The sequence below is a fragment of the Lentzea sp. NPDC037011 genome (genome assembly GCF_055607425.1).
The window spans coordinates 693579-708319 of sequence record NZ_JBVJRT010000004.1; the positions used below are offsets into that span (position 1 = coordinate 693579).

Genomic DNA, 14741 nt, shown 5'->3' on the forward strand with positions numbered 1-14741 from the left:
TCCTGATCAGGGCGTCCAGTCGGGCGAGCGGCCCAGCAGGGCGAGGACGCGGCGCATCGGGTCGGTGTCCCGGGTGACCAGCGCGGGCGCGAAGGCCGCACCGGGCTGGAGCCGGCCCTCCCCGTCCGGCACGGCGAGCGCGATCCGCAGCGCGGGTTCGGCCAGTTCCGGTGCGAGCCGGTGGCCGAGCCCGAGCGAGCGCGCCACGTCCCAGCCGTGCACGACGTAGTCGATCAGGTGGAACCCGATCGCCTGCACGGCCGGAAACCTCGTCACCGGGGCGAACTCCGGCAGCTCGAACTCCTCCACCGGGTCGGCGAAGGCGGCGAGGAGGTCGCGTGCGGCGGCGGCGTGGTCGGACGGGCTCGCGAGGCGGGCCTCCCACGCCGTGCGGTCCCCTCCCCCGCCTCGCGCGGCGGCGGCGAACCCGCGGTGTTGCGCGGTCATGTGGGCGAGCAGGTCGGCGACCGTCCACCCGGCACACGGCGTCGGCCGCTCCAGGTCGTCGTCCCGGACCTGGTCGACGGTTCGGACGCTGTCCAGCACGGCGGTCCGGTGGAGTTCGAGCAAATCAGTAAGCACACGCATACGATATGCAGACGCTTATCATATGCGCAAGGCTATGATGTCGATCATGACCGGTCGGCGGGACCTCGCGGCGATGATCGCCCCGCTGCAACGCGCGCTGATCGCCGCCGAGCAGCCGGTGCTGAGCGCGCACGGGCTGAGCATGTGGGGCTACGTCGTGCTCGACGCCCTCGACGGCCAAGCGGTGCGCACGCAGGCCGCGCTGGCGGAGTTCATCGGCGCGGACAAGAGCCGCATCATCGCCGTGCTGGACGACCTGGAGGCGGCAGGCCTGCTGGAACGCACTCGCGACCCGGCAGACCGGCGCGCACGCTTCGTCGCGATCACCGACGAGGGGCGCCGCAAGCACCACGCCGTGCAGGCGGACATCCAGCGCAACGAGGACCGCGTGCTCGCCCAGCTCCCACCCGCCGACCGCGAGGCGTTCCTCCGAGCACTGGCCGTGCTGTCCGCACAGGTCAGCGGCTGAGCCGCGCCCGCAGGATTCCCTCGACCGCCTCGACGAACGTCTCCCCGACCGGCCCGGGATCGGTGAGGCACCCCGCCGCCATCGCACCGTCGCGCAGCATGACGAGGTGCCGCGCGTCGAGCTCGACCGGCGAGTCGCCGACCCGGGACAGCAGCTCCGCGACGGTGTCGTGGAACCACTGGCGGTGGTTCAGCACCGCGACGTGCACGGGGTGCGCGGGGTCGGGGTACTCGGCCGCGGCGTTGAGGAACGCACACCCGCGGAACCCCTCGGAGCGGATGTGCGCGGCAATCCCCCGCGCCACCGCCCGCACCGCCTCGACGTCGTCGGCCGCAGCGGCCACACCGGCTTCGAGCTGCTGCCGCGTCGCCCGGTCCGCCTCACCGAGGTAAGCGACCAGCAGGTCGTCCTTGCCGGCGAAGTGCCGGTACATCGTCGCGCGGGTCACCTTCGCCTCGGCCAGCACGCGGTCCACGCCGACCGAGTGCAGCCCCTCGGCGTAGAACAGCCGGCCGGCGGTCCCGAGCAGGCGGGTGCGGGCATCAGACACGCGGGTCATGCTCCCGACGCTAACAGAGAGAACGTTCGTTCTTGACAACCGCGTGCCGGTCCTGCCAGTCTTCAAAAAGTAGAAAGAACGTTCTCCCTACCTCAAGGACGATCCCGTGAGCACCAGCACCGCGTCACCGGCCACCCTCGCCCCCGCACTCCGCACGCTGTACTTCGCCCGCTTCGGCTTCGCGCTGGTGTGGGCGGTGCTGCTGATGCTCACCGCCACGACGATCGGACCGATCAGCGGCACGCTGCTGGTCCTCTACCCGCTGTTCGACGTGGCGGCGGTCGTGGTGGACAGCCGCACGTCCCGCACCGGACGCGCGTCGTGGGGCCTGTACGCGAACATCGCCGTCAGCACGATCGCCGCGGCCGGGCTGGTCGTCGCGGTGACCTCCGGCATCCCGGCGGTGCTGACGGTGTGGGGCGCGTGGGCCGTCGTGTCCGGCGTGACCCAGCTCGTCGTCGCCGTGGTGCGCCGCGGTCTCGGCGGGCAGTGGCCGATGATTCTCAGCGGTGCGATCTCCACGCTCGCCGGTACGTCGTTCATCGTCCAGGCCGGCAGCGACGGGGCGACGTTGACCACCCTCGCGGGGTACGCGGGGATCGGCGGGATCTTCTACCTGGTGTCGGCGCTGCGGCTGGGCAAGGCGCGCGGCTGACCGGGAGCGGGTGCCCGCCTCGAACCGGGGCGGGCACCCGGCCGGCTCCGGGCGCCGCTCGTCCGTCCACCGCGCTTCCGGTTCCCGCCCGTCTACCCCGGCAGCTGGATTTTGACCGACACTGAAGCCATCGCGAGCTTCGCGACCTTCGTCGGCCAGGCGGGCGCCGTACGATGCGGTGGGCGGGCGTCAGGACCGCGCCTGTGGAGGCTGTGCAAGATGAGTGATCGAGAGCTCGGGCTCTCCGCGCTGGTGGACGACCTGCCGGTGGTCGTGTGGCAGGGCGACGCGAGTGGCCGCGCGGTCACCTTCTTGTCCGGCAACGTCGAACGGCTGCTCGGGTACCCGGCGCGGCGGTGGCGCGAGGACCCCGGGTTCTGGGGGCAGGTCACGCACCCCGACGACCGCGAGGAGAGCGAACGGCGGCGCTGGGGTGCGGAGACCGACTACGAGACGGTCTACCGGGTGCGCACGGCCGCGGGCGAGTTCATGTGGGTCATGGAGCAGGCGCGGGTGCGCGGGCCGGTGCGCAGCGGGGTGCTCGTCGACGTCACGGCGCGGCAGGCCGAGGCGGAGCGGCAGCGGTTCCTCGACGACCTCGACCGGGAGTTGCAGCGGCTCGACGACGCCGAGGAGCTCATGGCGTTGGCGACCAGGATGCTCGGCGAGCACATGAGTGTCGATCGGTGTGCCTACGCGCGCGCAGAGGCTGACGAGAACCACTTCGTCATGAGTGGTGACCACGCCACAGGGTTGCCGCCGTTGCCTGGGCGGTTCGCCATGCGTGGGTTCGGCGCCGGTGCGTTAGCGGCCATGCGCGCGGGTGAGCCGTGGGTCGTGCACGACGCGTTCAACGACACACGGATCGAGAGCGACGACCTTGCCGCTTACCGTGTCACGGGCATACGTGCGGTGATCTGCCTGCCGTTGTTGCGCGGTGGACGGTTCGTGGCGGCGATGGCGGTGCACCAGGCCCATGTGCGGCATTGGACGCGCGACGAGATCGACCTCGTGTCGGTCGTGGTGAACCGGTGCTGGGAGTCGATGCAGCGCGTGCACGCCGACCGGGCGTTGCGGGACAGCGAACGGCGGCACCGCAAGCTCGTGGAGCGGGCCACGGACGCGATCTGGTTGCTGGACCAGGAGATGCGGTTCGTGTCGGCCAACCCCGCGACCGGGCACCTGCTCGGCCACCGGCCGGAGGACCTGCTCGGCACGCCGATCACGGACCTGCTCGTCGACGGCCTGCCCGCCGACCTGTCCGGGTCCGAGGTCGTCACCCTGCGGCACGCCGACGGCACCGAGATCGTGCTGGAGCTGAGCGTCCAGGCCACCCCGACCGGGCTGCAGGCGATCGGCAGGGACGTCACCGAACGCCGTCGCGCGGAGGCCGAGCGCGAGCTGCTGCTGCACCGCGAGCACGAGATCGCGGCGGCGTTGCAGGAGAGCCTGCTGCCGCGGCAGCTGCCGGCGCTGCCCCGGCTCGCCACGGCCGCGCGGTACCTGCCGGCCGCGCAGCACTCGCAGATCGGCGGCGACTGGTACGAGGTCGTGCCGCTCGGCGAGTCGCGCGTCGGGCTCACCGTCGGCGACGTCGTGGGCAAGGGACCGGCCGCCGCCGCGGTCATGGGACAGCTGCGCAGCGCGCTGACCGGGTTCCTGCTCGACGGGCACTCCCCCGCGGAGTCGTTGCGGCGCCTGGACGTCTTCGCGGCGCGCGTGAACGGTGCGGCGGGCAGCACGTGCGTGTGCATCGTCTTCGACTGGCAGGCGGGCGAGCTCTGCTGGGCCTCGGCGGGCCACCCGCCGCCCGTGGTGGTCGACCGCTCCGGCGCCCGGCCTCTGACGGACGGGGTTGGTGCGGTGCTGGGCGCCGGGACCAGCCCCGTCCCGCAGCACTCGGCTCCGCTGCCACCGGGCGCCTCGGTCGTGCTGTACACCGACGGGCTGGTCGAACGCCGTGACGAGGTGCTCGACGAGGGCGTCCACCGGCTCGTCTCGGCCACCGAGACGGCGGCGGACCTCGCACCGGACGCGCTGGTCCAGCTGATCATCGACGCACTGCTCGCCAAGGGCCAGGACGACGACGTGGCGCTCGTCGTCGCACGGCACCTGCCCGCACCGCTGCGGCTCACCGTGCCCGCGGTGCCGGCGGAGCTGGCCGGTCTGCGGCACACGGCCACGAGGTGGGCCGAGGTCGTCGGGCTGTCCGAGGACTCCGTCTACGACCTGGAGCTCGCGATCGGCGAGGCCGCGGCGAACGTCGTCGACCACGCCTACCCCGAGGGCGGCGGCACGTTCGAGACCCGGCTGGAGTCCACCGGCCGCGGCGTGCGGGTGACGGTGACCGACCGGGGCCGCTGGCGCCCGCAGCCGGCCGACCGCGGCCACCGGGGCCGCGGCCTCGACATGATCCGCAAGCTCAGCGACACCGTCGACCTCTCCGCCGGAGAGGAGGGCACGACCATCCGCTTCCACGTGCCGCTCGTGCCGCTGGAGTCCACACCGGACGTGAAGCCCGGCGCGAGACCGCACCACGCACCGCCCCCGGCCGTGACCGGGCTGACCGAGCACGCGGACGGCGACGTGCAGCGGATCGCGCTGACCGGTGACCTCGACATCGCCACGGTCGAGAACCTGCGCACCCCGCTGCTCGCGCGGGTCGGCGCCGCGGACGACCGGCCGGTCCAGGTCGACCTCACCGACCTCGACTACCTCAGCAGCTCGGGCATCGCGTTGTTGTTGCACGCCAAGGCATCCGCGGCCGCGCACGGGCGGGCGCTGACCCTGCTGGCGGCGGCCGGCAGCGCACCGGCCCGCATCCTGCACCTGTCCGGGCTGGAGCACGGCACCCGGCCCTGACCGGTCACTCCGGCGCGGCGCAGTCCACGAGCGCGAACACCGTCTTGCCGCCCTCGCGCGGGCGGTGACCCCACTGGCGGGAGATGCGGTCCACCACGACGATCCCGCGTCCGCGGTGCTCGCCCAGGCGGGAGCGTCCGTAGACCGGTTCGAACGGCGACTCGTCGTCCACCTCGACGGTGATCGAGCACGGGTCGGTCCGGTGCAGGATCCGCAGCCGGCCGGTGCCGGGGGTGTGGTCCAAGACGTTCGTGACGAGCTCGGTGACCACGAGCTGCACGTCGTAGAGGTGGTCCTCGTCGAGGACGTGCAGGGCGGCGGTGACCTCGCGCCGCAGCGCGGACAGCGCGAGACCGGGCGCGACGGGGAGGTCCACCACGAGTGCGGTCACGGGCACCGCCGCAGCAGCACCAGGGCGATGTCGTCCTGCTTGCCCTCGCCCAGCTCGGCCAGCAGCCGGTCGGCGAGCTCGTCCATGTCGGCGGTGTGCGACACGGCGGTGCGCAGCCGTTCCATGCCCTCGTCCAGGTCGACGCCGCGGCGTTCGACGAGGCCGTCGGTGGTCAGCAGCACGAGGGTGGCGCGCGGCAGCGGCAGCTCGGTGGCCTCCGGCCGCTCCAGCCCGACGCCCAGCAACGGGCCCCTGACGTCGGCGTACCGGGCGCCCTGGTCGTCGACCAGCAGCGGCGGCACGTGGCCAGCGTTCGCGACGGCCATGGTCCCCTCCTCGAGGTCCACCAGCAGCAGGCACATGGTCGTGAGACCGCCGGAGGGGTGGAAGCGTTCCAGCAGGGTGTCGACCCGGCGCAGGATCTCGGCCGGCCGGTGCCCCTCCACGGCGTAGGCGCGCAGCGTGTGCCGCACCTCGGCCATCACCGTCGCGGCCTGGATCGAGTGCCCGCACACGTCGCCGATGGCGATCAGCATCCGGCCGTCGATCTCGACCACGTCGTAGAAGTCACCGCCGATCTCGGCGTTGCTCGACGCGGGCAGGTACCTGGCCGTCATCGGCAGCTCGGGGTGCTGCGGCAGCACCCGCGGCAACAGGCTGCGCTGCAACGTGAGCGCGAGCGAGTGCTCCTCGGCGAAGGTGTGCAGCCCCTCCGCGGCCAGCGCGGTGGCCTGTGCCAGCTGCCGCAGCAGGTTGCGGTCGGCGTCGTCCACGACGGACTCCGGCGGCACCGCGATGCAGATCGGCGGCCGGCGCGGCTTGGTGCGGGCCAGCGCCGCCGTCACCGGGGCACCTGGCCGCCACGGCACGTCGCGGGCCTCGGCCAGCGTCACGCCGACGCCGGTGCCCAGTGCCGACGTCCACCGCTCGACGTCGGCGATGTCGGGCCGCGGCAGGACCTCCGGCTGGCTGGACCGTGCCGTGGCCACGGAGACCTCGCCGGAGGGGGCGGTCAGGACCGCGCTCGCCTCGGCGTCGAGCACCTCGGCCGCACCGACCGCCGCGGCCTCGGCCAGCGCGTCGAACGTCGGCGCCGCGTTGATCGCGAACGTGGCGGTGGTGAGCCGGGTGAGCCGGGCGGCGAGGTGCTCGGCCAGTGCGCGGGCCCGGTGGTAGCGCAGGGCGGCCTCGACGTTGGCGAGCAGCTCGCCGGGGTCGAGCGGTTCGGTCAGGTAGGCGTCCGCGCCGCGGGTCAGGCCGGTGACCTTGTCCTCGGGCTCGATGTAGGTCGCCGAGAGCATCACGACCGGGATCGAGCTCGTCCGGGGGTCGGCCTTGATCCGCTCGGTGACGTCGTAGCCGCTCATGTCCGGCAGGTGCACGTCGAGCAGGACCAGGTCGAACAACCCGTCGTCCAGCTCGGTCAGCGCCTGCGCCGCCGTGGCCGCCTCGACGACGGTGTGCCCGCTGCGGCGCAGCCAGCTGCACGCGATGAACCGGCTGGCCTCCAGGTCGTCGACCACGAGGACCCTGGCCGGCCCACCGCCCATGGCTGTCGGGTTCATCGGTCCTCCGTTCTGCGCGCCGTGAGCTGGGCGTCCCTGACCGCCCTGCCCACCGTTTCCGGGGAGATCCGCTCCTCGTGCAGCATCACCGCACCGAGGCCGTGCACGCTGCGGGCGAGACCGCCGGGGTCGTCGCCGCACACGATCACGACCGGCACGCACCGGAGGTCGGGGTCCAGCCGCAGCACCGACAGCACCGCGCTGCCGCTCATCAGCGGCGCGCTGGCGTTCACGAGCACCAGGTCGGGCTGCCGGGCCTTGGCGAGGTTCAGCGCGGACCGGCCGTCCGAGGCCTCGACCACCTCGGCCGCGATGCCCGCCAGCGCGTCCCGCAGCTGCCGGCGGGCCTTCTCGTCGCCGTCCGCGACCAGCGCGCACGCCACCGGGGCCGGCTGGACGAGCTCGTCCTTCGCGGTCGGCAAGGTCAGCACGACCTCGGTGCCGACACCGGGCGTACTGGTCAGCGCCAGCGTGCCGCCGAGCAGCTCCGCGAGCTTGCGGGCGTAGGACAGGCCGAGGCCGGTGCCGCTCACGCCCGCCTGCAGCGCGTTCGGCACCTGGTAGAACTCCTCGAACACCCGGTCCTGCTCTTCGAGCGGGATGCCGATGCCGGTGTCGGTGACCACGAACCGGACCTCGTCGGGACCCGGTCCCGGCTCGGTGGTGAAGCGGATCTCGCCGCGCTGGGTGAACTTCACCGCGTTCGACAGCACGTTGCGCAGGATCCGCACGAGCATCGTCTCGTCGGTCACCAGCGACGGCAGCTCCGGCGTCGGTTCGACCACCAGGCTCACGTCGCCGGTGCGCAGCAACGGCCGCACCGCCGAACGCAGCTGGGTGAGCACGTAGTCGAGCGCGACCGGCGCCGGCCGCGGCTGCAGGCTGCCCGACTCGGCCTTCGCGGTGTCGAGCAGCTCGTTGACCAGCGCGAGCAGGGTGGCGGCCGACTCGTTGATGAGGTCCACGTGGTGGCGCTGGTCGTCGGTCATCGGGTCGCCGCCGGGTGCGTTGAGCAGGCGGGTCAGGCCGACCACGGAGTTGATCGGCGCGCGCAGCTCGTGGCTGATGTTCGACCAGAACCGGATGCGGGCGGCAGCCGCGTCGCGCAGCTCGGCGGACTTGGCGTCGAGCTCGGCGTAGAGGGCCACCACGCCCTGGTTGGTCTGCTCCAGCTCGTCGGAGAGCTCCTGGTAGAGCGCCACGACGCCGCGGTTGGTCTCCTCCAGCTCGGCGTTGACCCGTTCCAGCTCCTTGCTCTTGGCCTCCAGGTGCTCCAGCGTCTCCAGCAGCTCCTGGTTCTGCGCGCGCAGCTCGTCCAGCGCGCTGGCACCGGCGGTCTCGCGCAGGTCCCGCAGCAGGCGCTCGTCGAGCACGACCGCGTGCTGCACGTTCTTCGCGAGCGTCACGCCGGTGGGGCTCACCCGCAGCTCGTCCATCAGCCTGCGCGCGGTGTCCCAGCCCGGTCCCGCGTCGCTGACACCCGCACCGCCGGCCTGCCAGGTCAGCTCGACCAGCAGCACCGGCACCGGGTCGCGGTGCAGCCGGAAGACCGCGGTCGCGGCCACGTCCTGCCGCACCAGCTCCCGGCCGACGTCGCTGAGCGCGGTGGCCAGCCGGACCTGGTTCTGCCCGTCGAGCCCGGCGGCGGCCGCGACCTGGCGGCCGCGCTGACGCAGCAGGAACACGTCCCGCTCGTCGCCGACCACGAGGCGCAGCAGTTCGGTCGTGGTCATGCCGGTCTGGCCACGAGCACGCAGGCGTCGTCCTTGCGCACGCCGGCCTCGCGCAGCAGGGTCGCGGCGATCAGCACCGGCGGGTCGGTGGTGAGGTCGCTGCCGTGGCCGGGGCCCCAGCGCTCGGTCAGGCCGTCGGAGTGCAGCACCACCACCGCCCCGTCCGGCAGCAGGTAGTCGAACGCCCTGATCGTGCGGGCGTGGTGGCCGGCGACACCGGGCACCGAGATCATTCCCTGCTTGCGGTCGGGCGTGAGGACCGCGGCGGCGATGTTGCCCAGCCCGGAGAACCGCACTGTCCGCGCGACGAGGTCGACGTCGGCGACCGCCACCGCGCCACCGCGGGTGCCCCGCAACGCGGCGTGCAGCCGGGTGACCACCTGTTCGGGCGGCATGTGCGGGAGGTCGCGGAAGAGCCGCACGGCGGCGTCGGAGGCCGCTGCCGCCAGCGGGCCGTGTCCGGACCCGTCGCACATCAGCAGCGTCAGCCGACCGGCGCGCCGGCACACCGCGTAGGCGTCACCGCAGACGTCCTCGCCGCCGATCGGCCTCGTCAGGCCGGCCGCGCTCTCCGCGCCCCACTCGGGTGCCCAGTCGGCGGAAGGGGCGAACCGGGCGACCAGTGCGGTGCCCAGGCCGACGCGGGAGGTCATGGCGCAGGTGGTCGCGAGCCTCGCCACGGCGCCCAGCCCGACGCCGAGGGTGCCGGTCGTGGACTGGCCGTCCTGCCAGGCGAGCGCGATGTCGCTGATGCCCGGTCCGCGGTCCACGGCGACGACCTCGACGGCCGCGTCCCGTTCGCCGCGCACCGACCGGATCACGACGACGCCCTGCCGGGCGTGCTTGTGCAGGTTCGACCCGATCTCGGTGACCGCGAGCCCGATCTCGGCGATGCGGGTCGCCCCGAAGCCGAGCCGTTCGGCCAGCGCGGTCGCGGTGCGGCGCGCCCTGCCGACCTGGGCGGTCTCCTCGACCGGCAGCCAGGCCTCGTCCCGCACGTGCGGGAGGCAGTCCGCCGCGGTCATCTCTTCCACTTGACCACCGTCACGACCGTGCCCCTGCCGACCTCGGTGTCGAGGTCGAACTGGTCCACCAGGCGGCGGGCGCCGCTCAGGCCGAGTCCGAGGCCGCTGCCGCTGCTCCAGCCGTCGGCCAGTGCGAGCGTGAGGTCCGGGATGCCCGGTCCCTCGTCGTGGAACGACGCGCGCACGCCGAGCCGGCGCCCGTCGTCGACCTCCTCGACCCTGGCGAAGCCGCCGCCGCCGTAGATCAGCGTGTTGCGGGCCAGCTCGCTGGCCGCGGTGACGAGCTTCGTCTGGTCGACCAGCGAGAGCTTGGTCTGCTGCGCGTACGCGCGCACCAGCTGGCGCACGCGGACGACGTCGTCGTCACCGCTGATGGCGACCTCTTCCGGCCCGCCGGACCGGGGCGGCATCAGTCGTCCCGCTCGAAGTCGGAGTGCGCGACCACACCCCGGCGCTGCCGGCCGAGCTGTCCCAGGATCTTCATGCCGCGTTCGAGGTCGAGCGCGGTGCGCACGCCGCCGAGCGTGAGGCCCAGCTCGACGAGCGTGATCGCCACGGCCGGGCGCATGCCGACCACGACGGTGTCGGCGTCGAACAGCCGGGAGATGGACGCGATCGTGGCGAACATCCGGCCGATGAACGAGTCGACGATCTCGACGGCGGAGATGTCGATGACGACACCGTGGGCGCCGGTCGAGCTGATCTTCTCGGCCAGGTCCTCCTGCAGCGCGAGCACGCTCTGGTCCTGCAGGTCGATCTGGATGGAGACCAGCAGGACGCCGCCGATCTTCAGGATCGGGACGCGTTCCATCAGCCGACCTCGCGGCGCACGACGTCGACGCCCTCACGACGCAGGGCGTGCCGCAGGGCGTCGGCGAGCGAGGCCTTGGTGACGATGTCGCCGAACTCGATGCCCAGTGCGACGATCGTCTGCGCGATCTGCGGGCGGATGCCGGACACGATGCACTCCGCACCCATCAGCCGGGCCGCGACCACGGTCTTGAGCAGGTGCTGCGCGACCTGCGTGTCGACGGCGAACACCCCGGTGATGTCGATGATCGCGTGCTCGGAGCCGGTCTCGACCAGCATCTCCAGCAGCTTCTCCATCACCACCTGGGTGCGCGCGGAGTCCAGCGTGCCCACCAGCGGCACGGCGAGGACGCCCTCCCAGATCTTGACAACCGGCGTGGTCAGCTCCAGCAACTGCTCCGACTGCTCGCGGATGATCTCCTCACGCGCCCGCGCGTACGACTCGAACGTCAGCAGGCCGAGCGCGTCCAGCAGGCCGGAGAACGCCATGACCTGGCGGTGGATCTCCGGGTCCTCGTCGTTCTCCACCAGGGAGAACACCTCGCGCTTGAGGGAGAACACGCTCGACGCGGTCTCCGACGGCGTGAAGCCCGCGCGCACCCTGGACCGCGAGTACTCCTCCAGCTGAGCCTTGATCTCGCCGAACTCCGGCCCGCTCACGTTCCTGCCGTCGTTGCCGACCAGGGGCAGCAGTGCCGCGAAGAACTCGCGGAAGTCGGTCTCCAGCTCCGCCCGCGTCGACCGCCCGCGCAGCAGGGCCGCCACGGCGCCCACCCACTTGTCGATCAAGGGGTCGGCGTTGGTCCGCAGCAGCTCCGTCAAGCGCGGGGCGTGTCCTGCGTCTGCAGTCACTCATGCCTCCTCAGGCGGTGGTACAACCCTGCAGACAGTAGTCGTGGGCGCGGTCGAACCTTCAGGTGGTCGCTGCGTTTAGGGTGCTCCCGCCCGAGGTAAGTCACCCCTGCACAACTTGGACAGAGAGGCACCCCTTGACGACCGGCGGCGACCCTCCTCATACCCCGCACGTCCTGGAGCTGAACGGTGATGTGGCCGACATCCCCGGGGTCCGGCGGTGGGCGGAGTCCGCGCTGCCCGGACTGCACGAGGACGACCTGCTCGACGTGCAGCTGGTCGTGACCGAGCTCGTCTCCAACGTGTACGACCACGGCCGGTTCCCGGCGCGCCTGCGGCTGCACCGCCGCGGCGGTGACGACGGCGTGGAGGTCGTGGTGGAGGACGCCTCGACGACGCCGCCCCAGCTCAGGCCGTCCTCACCCGACTCGGTACGGGGCCGCGGGCTCGTGCTCGTGGACCAGCTGTCCGCGAAGTGGGGTGTGCTGTCGCGGAACGCCGGCAAGACCGTGTGGGCGGTCGTGCCGTGCCCGGAGACCTGCTGAACCCCGCTGGAAGATCGTCGGGAGAACGCTCAGACGCGGCGTTGCCGGGGCAGCGTCCCCAGACCGGACAGGGCCTCCGCCAGGTTCGGGTGCACCGTCAGCAGCACGTTGACACCGGACAGCTCCAGCGGGCGCAGCACGGTCTTGCTCGCCGCGACGACCCGGAACGGCACCTTCGCCCGCTGGGCCTCCCGCCGGACGGCGACGACCATGTTGATGCCCGCGGAGCCGAAGAAGCTCACCCCGCCGAGGTCCAGGACCAGACCGGTGGGCGCACCGCGCACGGCCTCGACGGCCTGGTTGAGGGCGGGGTCGTCGGTCATCCGGTCGATCTCGCCGGACACGACGACGACGGCTATCCCGTGGTGGTGGACTGTGCGGGCGGTCTGCACGACCGCGCCGCCGGCTTGCTGGCTCATGGCCCGCGCTCCCATCGGCAAACCGTGCGAAGCGCCGACTGCAGCAGCCCAACCCGGAGAACCTGTAGATGACCTCACAATGAGTGAATCGGTTTTCAGGTACTCCAGTCCACGCTATGCCTCTTCGGACCGGGACACAACCTCACCCCGTGATCACCGCCCGATGCGCAGCGTGACATCCGTGAGCGGTGCGCTGGTACAGGTCAGGACCCGGCCGGTGGCCTTCTGCTCCGCGGTCAGGCAACCGGTTTCCTGCCGGGACACCTCGCCGCCGACCAGCTGCGCCACGCACTCGCCGCAGCTGCCGACCGTGCAGGAGTACGGCAGGGGCAGGCCGGCCGCGAGCCCGGCGTCGAGCAGCGTCTGGCCGGGTTCGGCGACCGCGGTGCCGAGCCCCTCGACGACCACCCGTTGCGGCGTCGCCGATCCCGGTGCCCTGACCGGTCCGCTGGTGTAGCGCTCCTGGTGGACGTGCTCAGGCGGCACGTCGAGCGCCTGGCGCACCACGTCCATGAACGCCTCCGGGCCGCACAGGTAGTACCGCGCGTCCGGCGACGGCGCGAGACTCCCGACCCACCGCCGGACACCGGGGCCGTCGAGGCGTCCGGCGCGGGCGGTCACCACGTGCGTGACGGCGAGCCGGCCGGGGTGGCGCTCCCCCAGTTCGGCGAGCTCGGCGGCGAAGATCGCCTCCTCCTCGCTGCGGTCGCAGTGCAGCAGGGCGATCCGGGGTCCGGCCGGCTCGGCGAGCAGCGCGCGGACCATGCTCATCACCGGTGTGATGCCGCTCCCGGCCGTGATCGCCACGACCTCGTGCCCCTGGACGAGCCGGAAGGAACCGGACGGGCCGCGCACGGCCACCCGGTCGCCGACGGCGAGGCGCTCGTGGACGTGCGCCGAGAACCGGCCGCCCGCCACCCGCTTGACGGTGAGCTCCAACCGGGTGGTGCCGGGCGCGGAGGACGCCGAGTAGGGCCGGCGCACCTGCTCGCCGTCGAGGTCGGCGACGAGCGTGAAGAACTGGCCCGGCCGGAAGTCGAACGGCGCGCCGTCGGCCAGCACGACCGTGACCGCACAGGGGGTCTCCGCGCGCACCTCGACGACCCCGACCTCGCGCAGCGGGTCCGGTGTGGGCGCGGCGGTACCGGCAGGGGCGATCGCGTAGCCCTCCTTGCGCAGGCCGGAGCGGTAGGCGAGGTCCAGCACCGGTCGCAGCCACCTGGCCGGTACCAGGCCCGCCACCCTCAGCAGTGCACGGCGCGGCCGGCTCGCGGTGTTGGCGGTGAGGTGCCCGCTCGCCAGCGCGATCAGGTCGGGGGTGTCGTCGACCGGCGCCGAGGTCCAGAGGCGGGCGCGGGTCACGGCGTCGCTCGTGCTCAGCTCCGCGGCCTCGACGTGGACGAGCAGCGCCGCGTGCGGCGGAACTCCCTTCAACGCCAGCGGTTCCAGCACGGCCGGGTCGACGGTGATCACAGCGCGGCCGCGCCCGTGCAGGACGCCGGTGCGGCCGGGGACGAGTGCGGCGAACGAGAGGCGGTCGTCCTCCAGCAGGTTGTGCAGGGTGTCCGCGCGCCGGTTGCCCCTGCGGTCGGCGATCACGAGCGTGTGGCCGTCCAGTACACGTGCGACCGGTCCGGCCTCCCCGCGCGGGCTCGTGTCGGAGCCACCCTTCAAGTCCCATGTGGACAGTGCGAGGAACGGTGCCGCGGCGAGGAAGTCGGCCACGCCGGGCGCGGCCAGCGGGCCCTCACCGACCTGCGCGGCGGCGGGTCCGGCCGGTACCGGCGGCTGCCACAGGCCGGACCGCAGCACGGACTGGGCGCAGTGCACGTAGGCCTGCTCGACGTCGAACACGACCTCGCCGGTGCCGGACGCGGTCCCGTTGACCCGCAGCGTCTCCCCCACGCCCGGCAGCAGGAACACCAGCGACGCCGGTCCGGCGGCGGTGCCGTCGAGGGCGAAGGTGAGCCGGGTCGGTGACAGGAGGCGCGCGAAACCCGGCCGGCCGCCGACGACAGCGGTCCGGCTCGTGCCGTCGGCGGCGCGGTGGCCGAAGCCCGCGATCGGACTGCGCGCGAGCACGGCCGCGCAGCCCTCGTCGAGCGCGCCGACCTGCTTCAGCACGATCATGGACGCGGGCCGCCCGACGACGGCCTCCACCTCGGCCACCGTCCGCAACCGATGGGCTTCGTCGATCATGACGGGCTTGTTTCCCCAGCTCATGACACTATTGTGAGGTTTTGCTCAGCTCTTGGGTACTCGCTTTTG

The 14741-nt window shown here is 72.8% G+C and carries 15 protein-coding genes; 4 read left to right on the forward strand and 11 right to left on the reverse strand.

Features of this window, described 5'->3' with window-relative positions; all coding sequences use genetic code 11:
* Positions 1-6 precede the first annotated feature (6 nt).
* Complete coding sequence (locus ACZ7CH_RS15095; RefSeq protein ID WP_470374151.1) at positions 7-582, reverse strand: TIGR03086 family metal-binding protein; 576 nt, start codon at positions 580-582, stop codon at positions 7-9.
* Between the two features lie 52 nt (positions 583-634).
* Here ACZ7CH_RS15095 and ACZ7CH_RS15100 point away from each other — a divergent pair, with 52 nt between their 5' ends.
* On the forward strand, positions 635-1057 hold the full coding sequence (locus ACZ7CH_RS15100) for a MarR family winged helix-turn-helix transcriptional regulator (protein ID WP_458432589.1): 423 nt from the start codon (positions 635-637) through the stop codon (positions 1055-1057).
* Here the strand turns inward: ACZ7CH_RS15100 and ACZ7CH_RS15105 are convergent.
* Complete coding sequence (locus ACZ7CH_RS15105; protein WP_360384970.1) at positions 1047-1607, reverse strand: TetR/AcrR family transcriptional regulator; 561 nt, start codon at positions 1605-1607, stop codon at positions 1047-1049. The two genes, ACZ7CH_RS15100 and ACZ7CH_RS15105, sit on opposite strands and share 11 nt — an antisense overlap.
* Positions 1608-1722: 115 nt before the next feature.
* On the opposite strand from ACZ7CH_RS15105, the gene ACZ7CH_RS15110 reads away from it, so the two are divergent.
* Both ACZ7CH_RS15110 and ACZ7CH_RS15115 read left to right on the forward strand, forming a co-directional pair.
* Positions 1723-2271, forward strand: a complete 549-nt coding sequence (locus ACZ7CH_RS15110; protein ID WP_458432590.1) for a hypothetical protein — start codon at positions 1723-1725, stop codon at positions 2269-2271.
* Positions 2272-2490: 219 nt separating this feature from the next.
* On the forward strand, positions 2491-5133 hold the full coding sequence (locus ACZ7CH_RS15115; RefSeq protein ID WP_470374152.1) for a SpoIIE family protein phosphatase: 2643 nt from the start codon (positions 2491-2493) through the stop codon (positions 5131-5133).
* 4 nt (positions 5134-5137) lie between these two features.
* Here the strand turns inward: ACZ7CH_RS15115 and ACZ7CH_RS15120 are convergent, their stop codons facing one another.
* From ACZ7CH_RS15120 to ACZ7CH_RS15150, 7 genes are read right to left on the reverse strand one after another with little or no spacing between them, the layout of a single operon-like run.
* Entirely contained in the window at positions 5138-5524 is a 387-nt protein-coding gene (locus ACZ7CH_RS15120) for an ATP-binding protein (RefSeq protein WP_360384307.1), read from the reverse strand.
* Complete coding sequence (locus tag ACZ7CH_RS15125; protein ID WP_360384309.1) at positions 5521-7089, reverse strand: fused response regulator/phosphatase; 1569 nt, start codon at positions 7087-7089, stop codon at positions 5521-5523. The genes ACZ7CH_RS15120 and ACZ7CH_RS15125 overlap by 4 nt, the downstream gene beginning before the upstream one ends.
* Positions 7086-8822, reverse strand: a complete 1737-nt coding sequence (locus ACZ7CH_RS15130; RefSeq protein WP_360384311.1) for an ATP-binding protein — start codon at positions 8820-8822, stop codon at positions 7086-7088. Before ACZ7CH_RS15130 ends, ACZ7CH_RS15125 begins: the two co-directional genes overlap by 4 nt.
* The gene (locus ACZ7CH_RS15135) at positions 8819-9847 is read right to left on the reverse strand and encodes an ATP-binding SpoIIE family protein phosphatase (protein WP_360384972.1); all 1029 of its coding nucleotides are present in this window, start codon (positions 9845-9847) and stop codon (positions 8819-8821) included. Before ACZ7CH_RS15135 ends, ACZ7CH_RS15130 begins: the two co-directional genes overlap by 4 nt.
* Positions 9844-10257: an ATP-binding protein gene (locus ACZ7CH_RS15140; protein ID WP_360384313.1), complete on the reverse strand. Its 414-nt coding sequence runs from the start codon at positions 10255-10257 to the stop codon at positions 9844-9846. The genes ACZ7CH_RS15135 and ACZ7CH_RS15140 overlap by 4 nt, the downstream gene beginning before the upstream one ends.
* Positions 10257-10658: an STAS domain-containing protein gene (locus ACZ7CH_RS15145; RefSeq protein ID WP_360384315.1), complete on the reverse strand. Its 402-nt coding sequence runs from the start codon at positions 10656-10658 to the stop codon at positions 10257-10259. The genes ACZ7CH_RS15140 and ACZ7CH_RS15145 overlap by 1 nt, the downstream gene beginning before the upstream one ends.
* Positions 10658-11509, reverse strand: a complete 852-nt coding sequence (locus ACZ7CH_RS15150; RefSeq protein ID WP_360384317.1) for an STAS domain-containing protein — start codon at positions 11507-11509, stop codon at positions 10658-10660. Before ACZ7CH_RS15150 ends, ACZ7CH_RS15145 begins: the two co-directional genes overlap by 1 nt.
* A 137-nt stretch (positions 11510-11646) precedes the next feature.
* Here ACZ7CH_RS15150 and ACZ7CH_RS15155 point away from each other — a divergent pair, with 137 nt between their 5' ends.
* Positions 11647-12054, forward strand: coding sequence for an ATP-binding protein (locus tag ACZ7CH_RS15155; protein ID WP_360384319.1), 408 nt, complete (start codon positions 11647-11649; stop codon positions 12052-12054).
* A gap of 29 nt (positions 12055-12083) precedes the next feature.
* Here ACZ7CH_RS15155 and ACZ7CH_RS15160 read toward each other — a convergent pair whose 3' ends face one another.
* Positions 12084-12473, reverse strand: coding sequence for an STAS domain-containing protein (locus tag ACZ7CH_RS15160; RefSeq protein WP_360384321.1), 390 nt, complete (start codon positions 12471-12473; stop codon positions 12084-12086).
* Between the two features lie 153 nt (positions 12474-12626).
* Positions 12627-14696 (reverse strand): FAD-binding oxidoreductase, encoded by a 2070-nt coding sequence (locus ACZ7CH_RS15165; RefSeq protein WP_470374153.1) that lies wholly within the window; start codon positions 14694-14696, stop codon positions 12627-12629.
* Between the last annotated feature and the right edge of the window lie 45 nt (positions 14697-14741).

Bases quoted from the DNA above. Each gene is read 5' to 3' on its own strand.
- ACZ7CH_RS15165 (WP_470374153.1), bottom strand. From the start codon at position 14,696: ATGAGCTGGGGAAACAAGCCCGTCATGATCGACGAAGCCCATCGGTTG.
- ACZ7CH_RS15125 (WP_360384309.1), bottom strand. From the start codon at position 7,089: ATGAACCCGACAGCCATGGGCGGTGGGCCGGCCAGGGTCCTCGTGGTC.
- ACZ7CH_RS15115 (WP_470374152.1), top strand. From the start codon at position 2,491: ATGAGTGATCGAGAGCTCGGGCTCTCCGCGCTGGTGGACGACCTGCCG.
- ACZ7CH_RS15160 (WP_360384321.1), bottom strand. From the start codon at position 12,473: ATGAGCCAGCAAGCCGGCGGCGCGGTCGTGCAGACCGCCCGCACAGTC.
- ACZ7CH_RS15145 (WP_360384315.1), bottom strand. From the start codon at position 10,658: ATGGAACGCGTCCCGATCCTGAAGATCGGCGGCGTCCTGCTGGTCTCC.
- ACZ7CH_RS15140 (WP_360384313.1), bottom strand. From the start codon at position 10,257: ATGCCGCCCCGGTCCGGCGGGCCGGAAGAGGTCGCCATCAGCGGTGAC.
- ACZ7CH_RS15130 (WP_360384311.1), bottom strand. From the start codon at position 8,822: ATGACCACGACCGAACTGCTGCGCCTCGTGGTCGGCGACGAGCGGGAC.
- ACZ7CH_RS15100 (WP_458432589.1), top strand. From the start codon at position 635: ATGACCGGTCGGCGGGACCTCGCGGCGATGATCGCCCCGCTGCAACGC.
- ACZ7CH_RS15135 (WP_360384972.1), bottom strand. From the start codon at position 9,847: ATGACCGCGGCGGACTGCCTCCCGCACGTGCGGGACGAGGCCTGGCTG.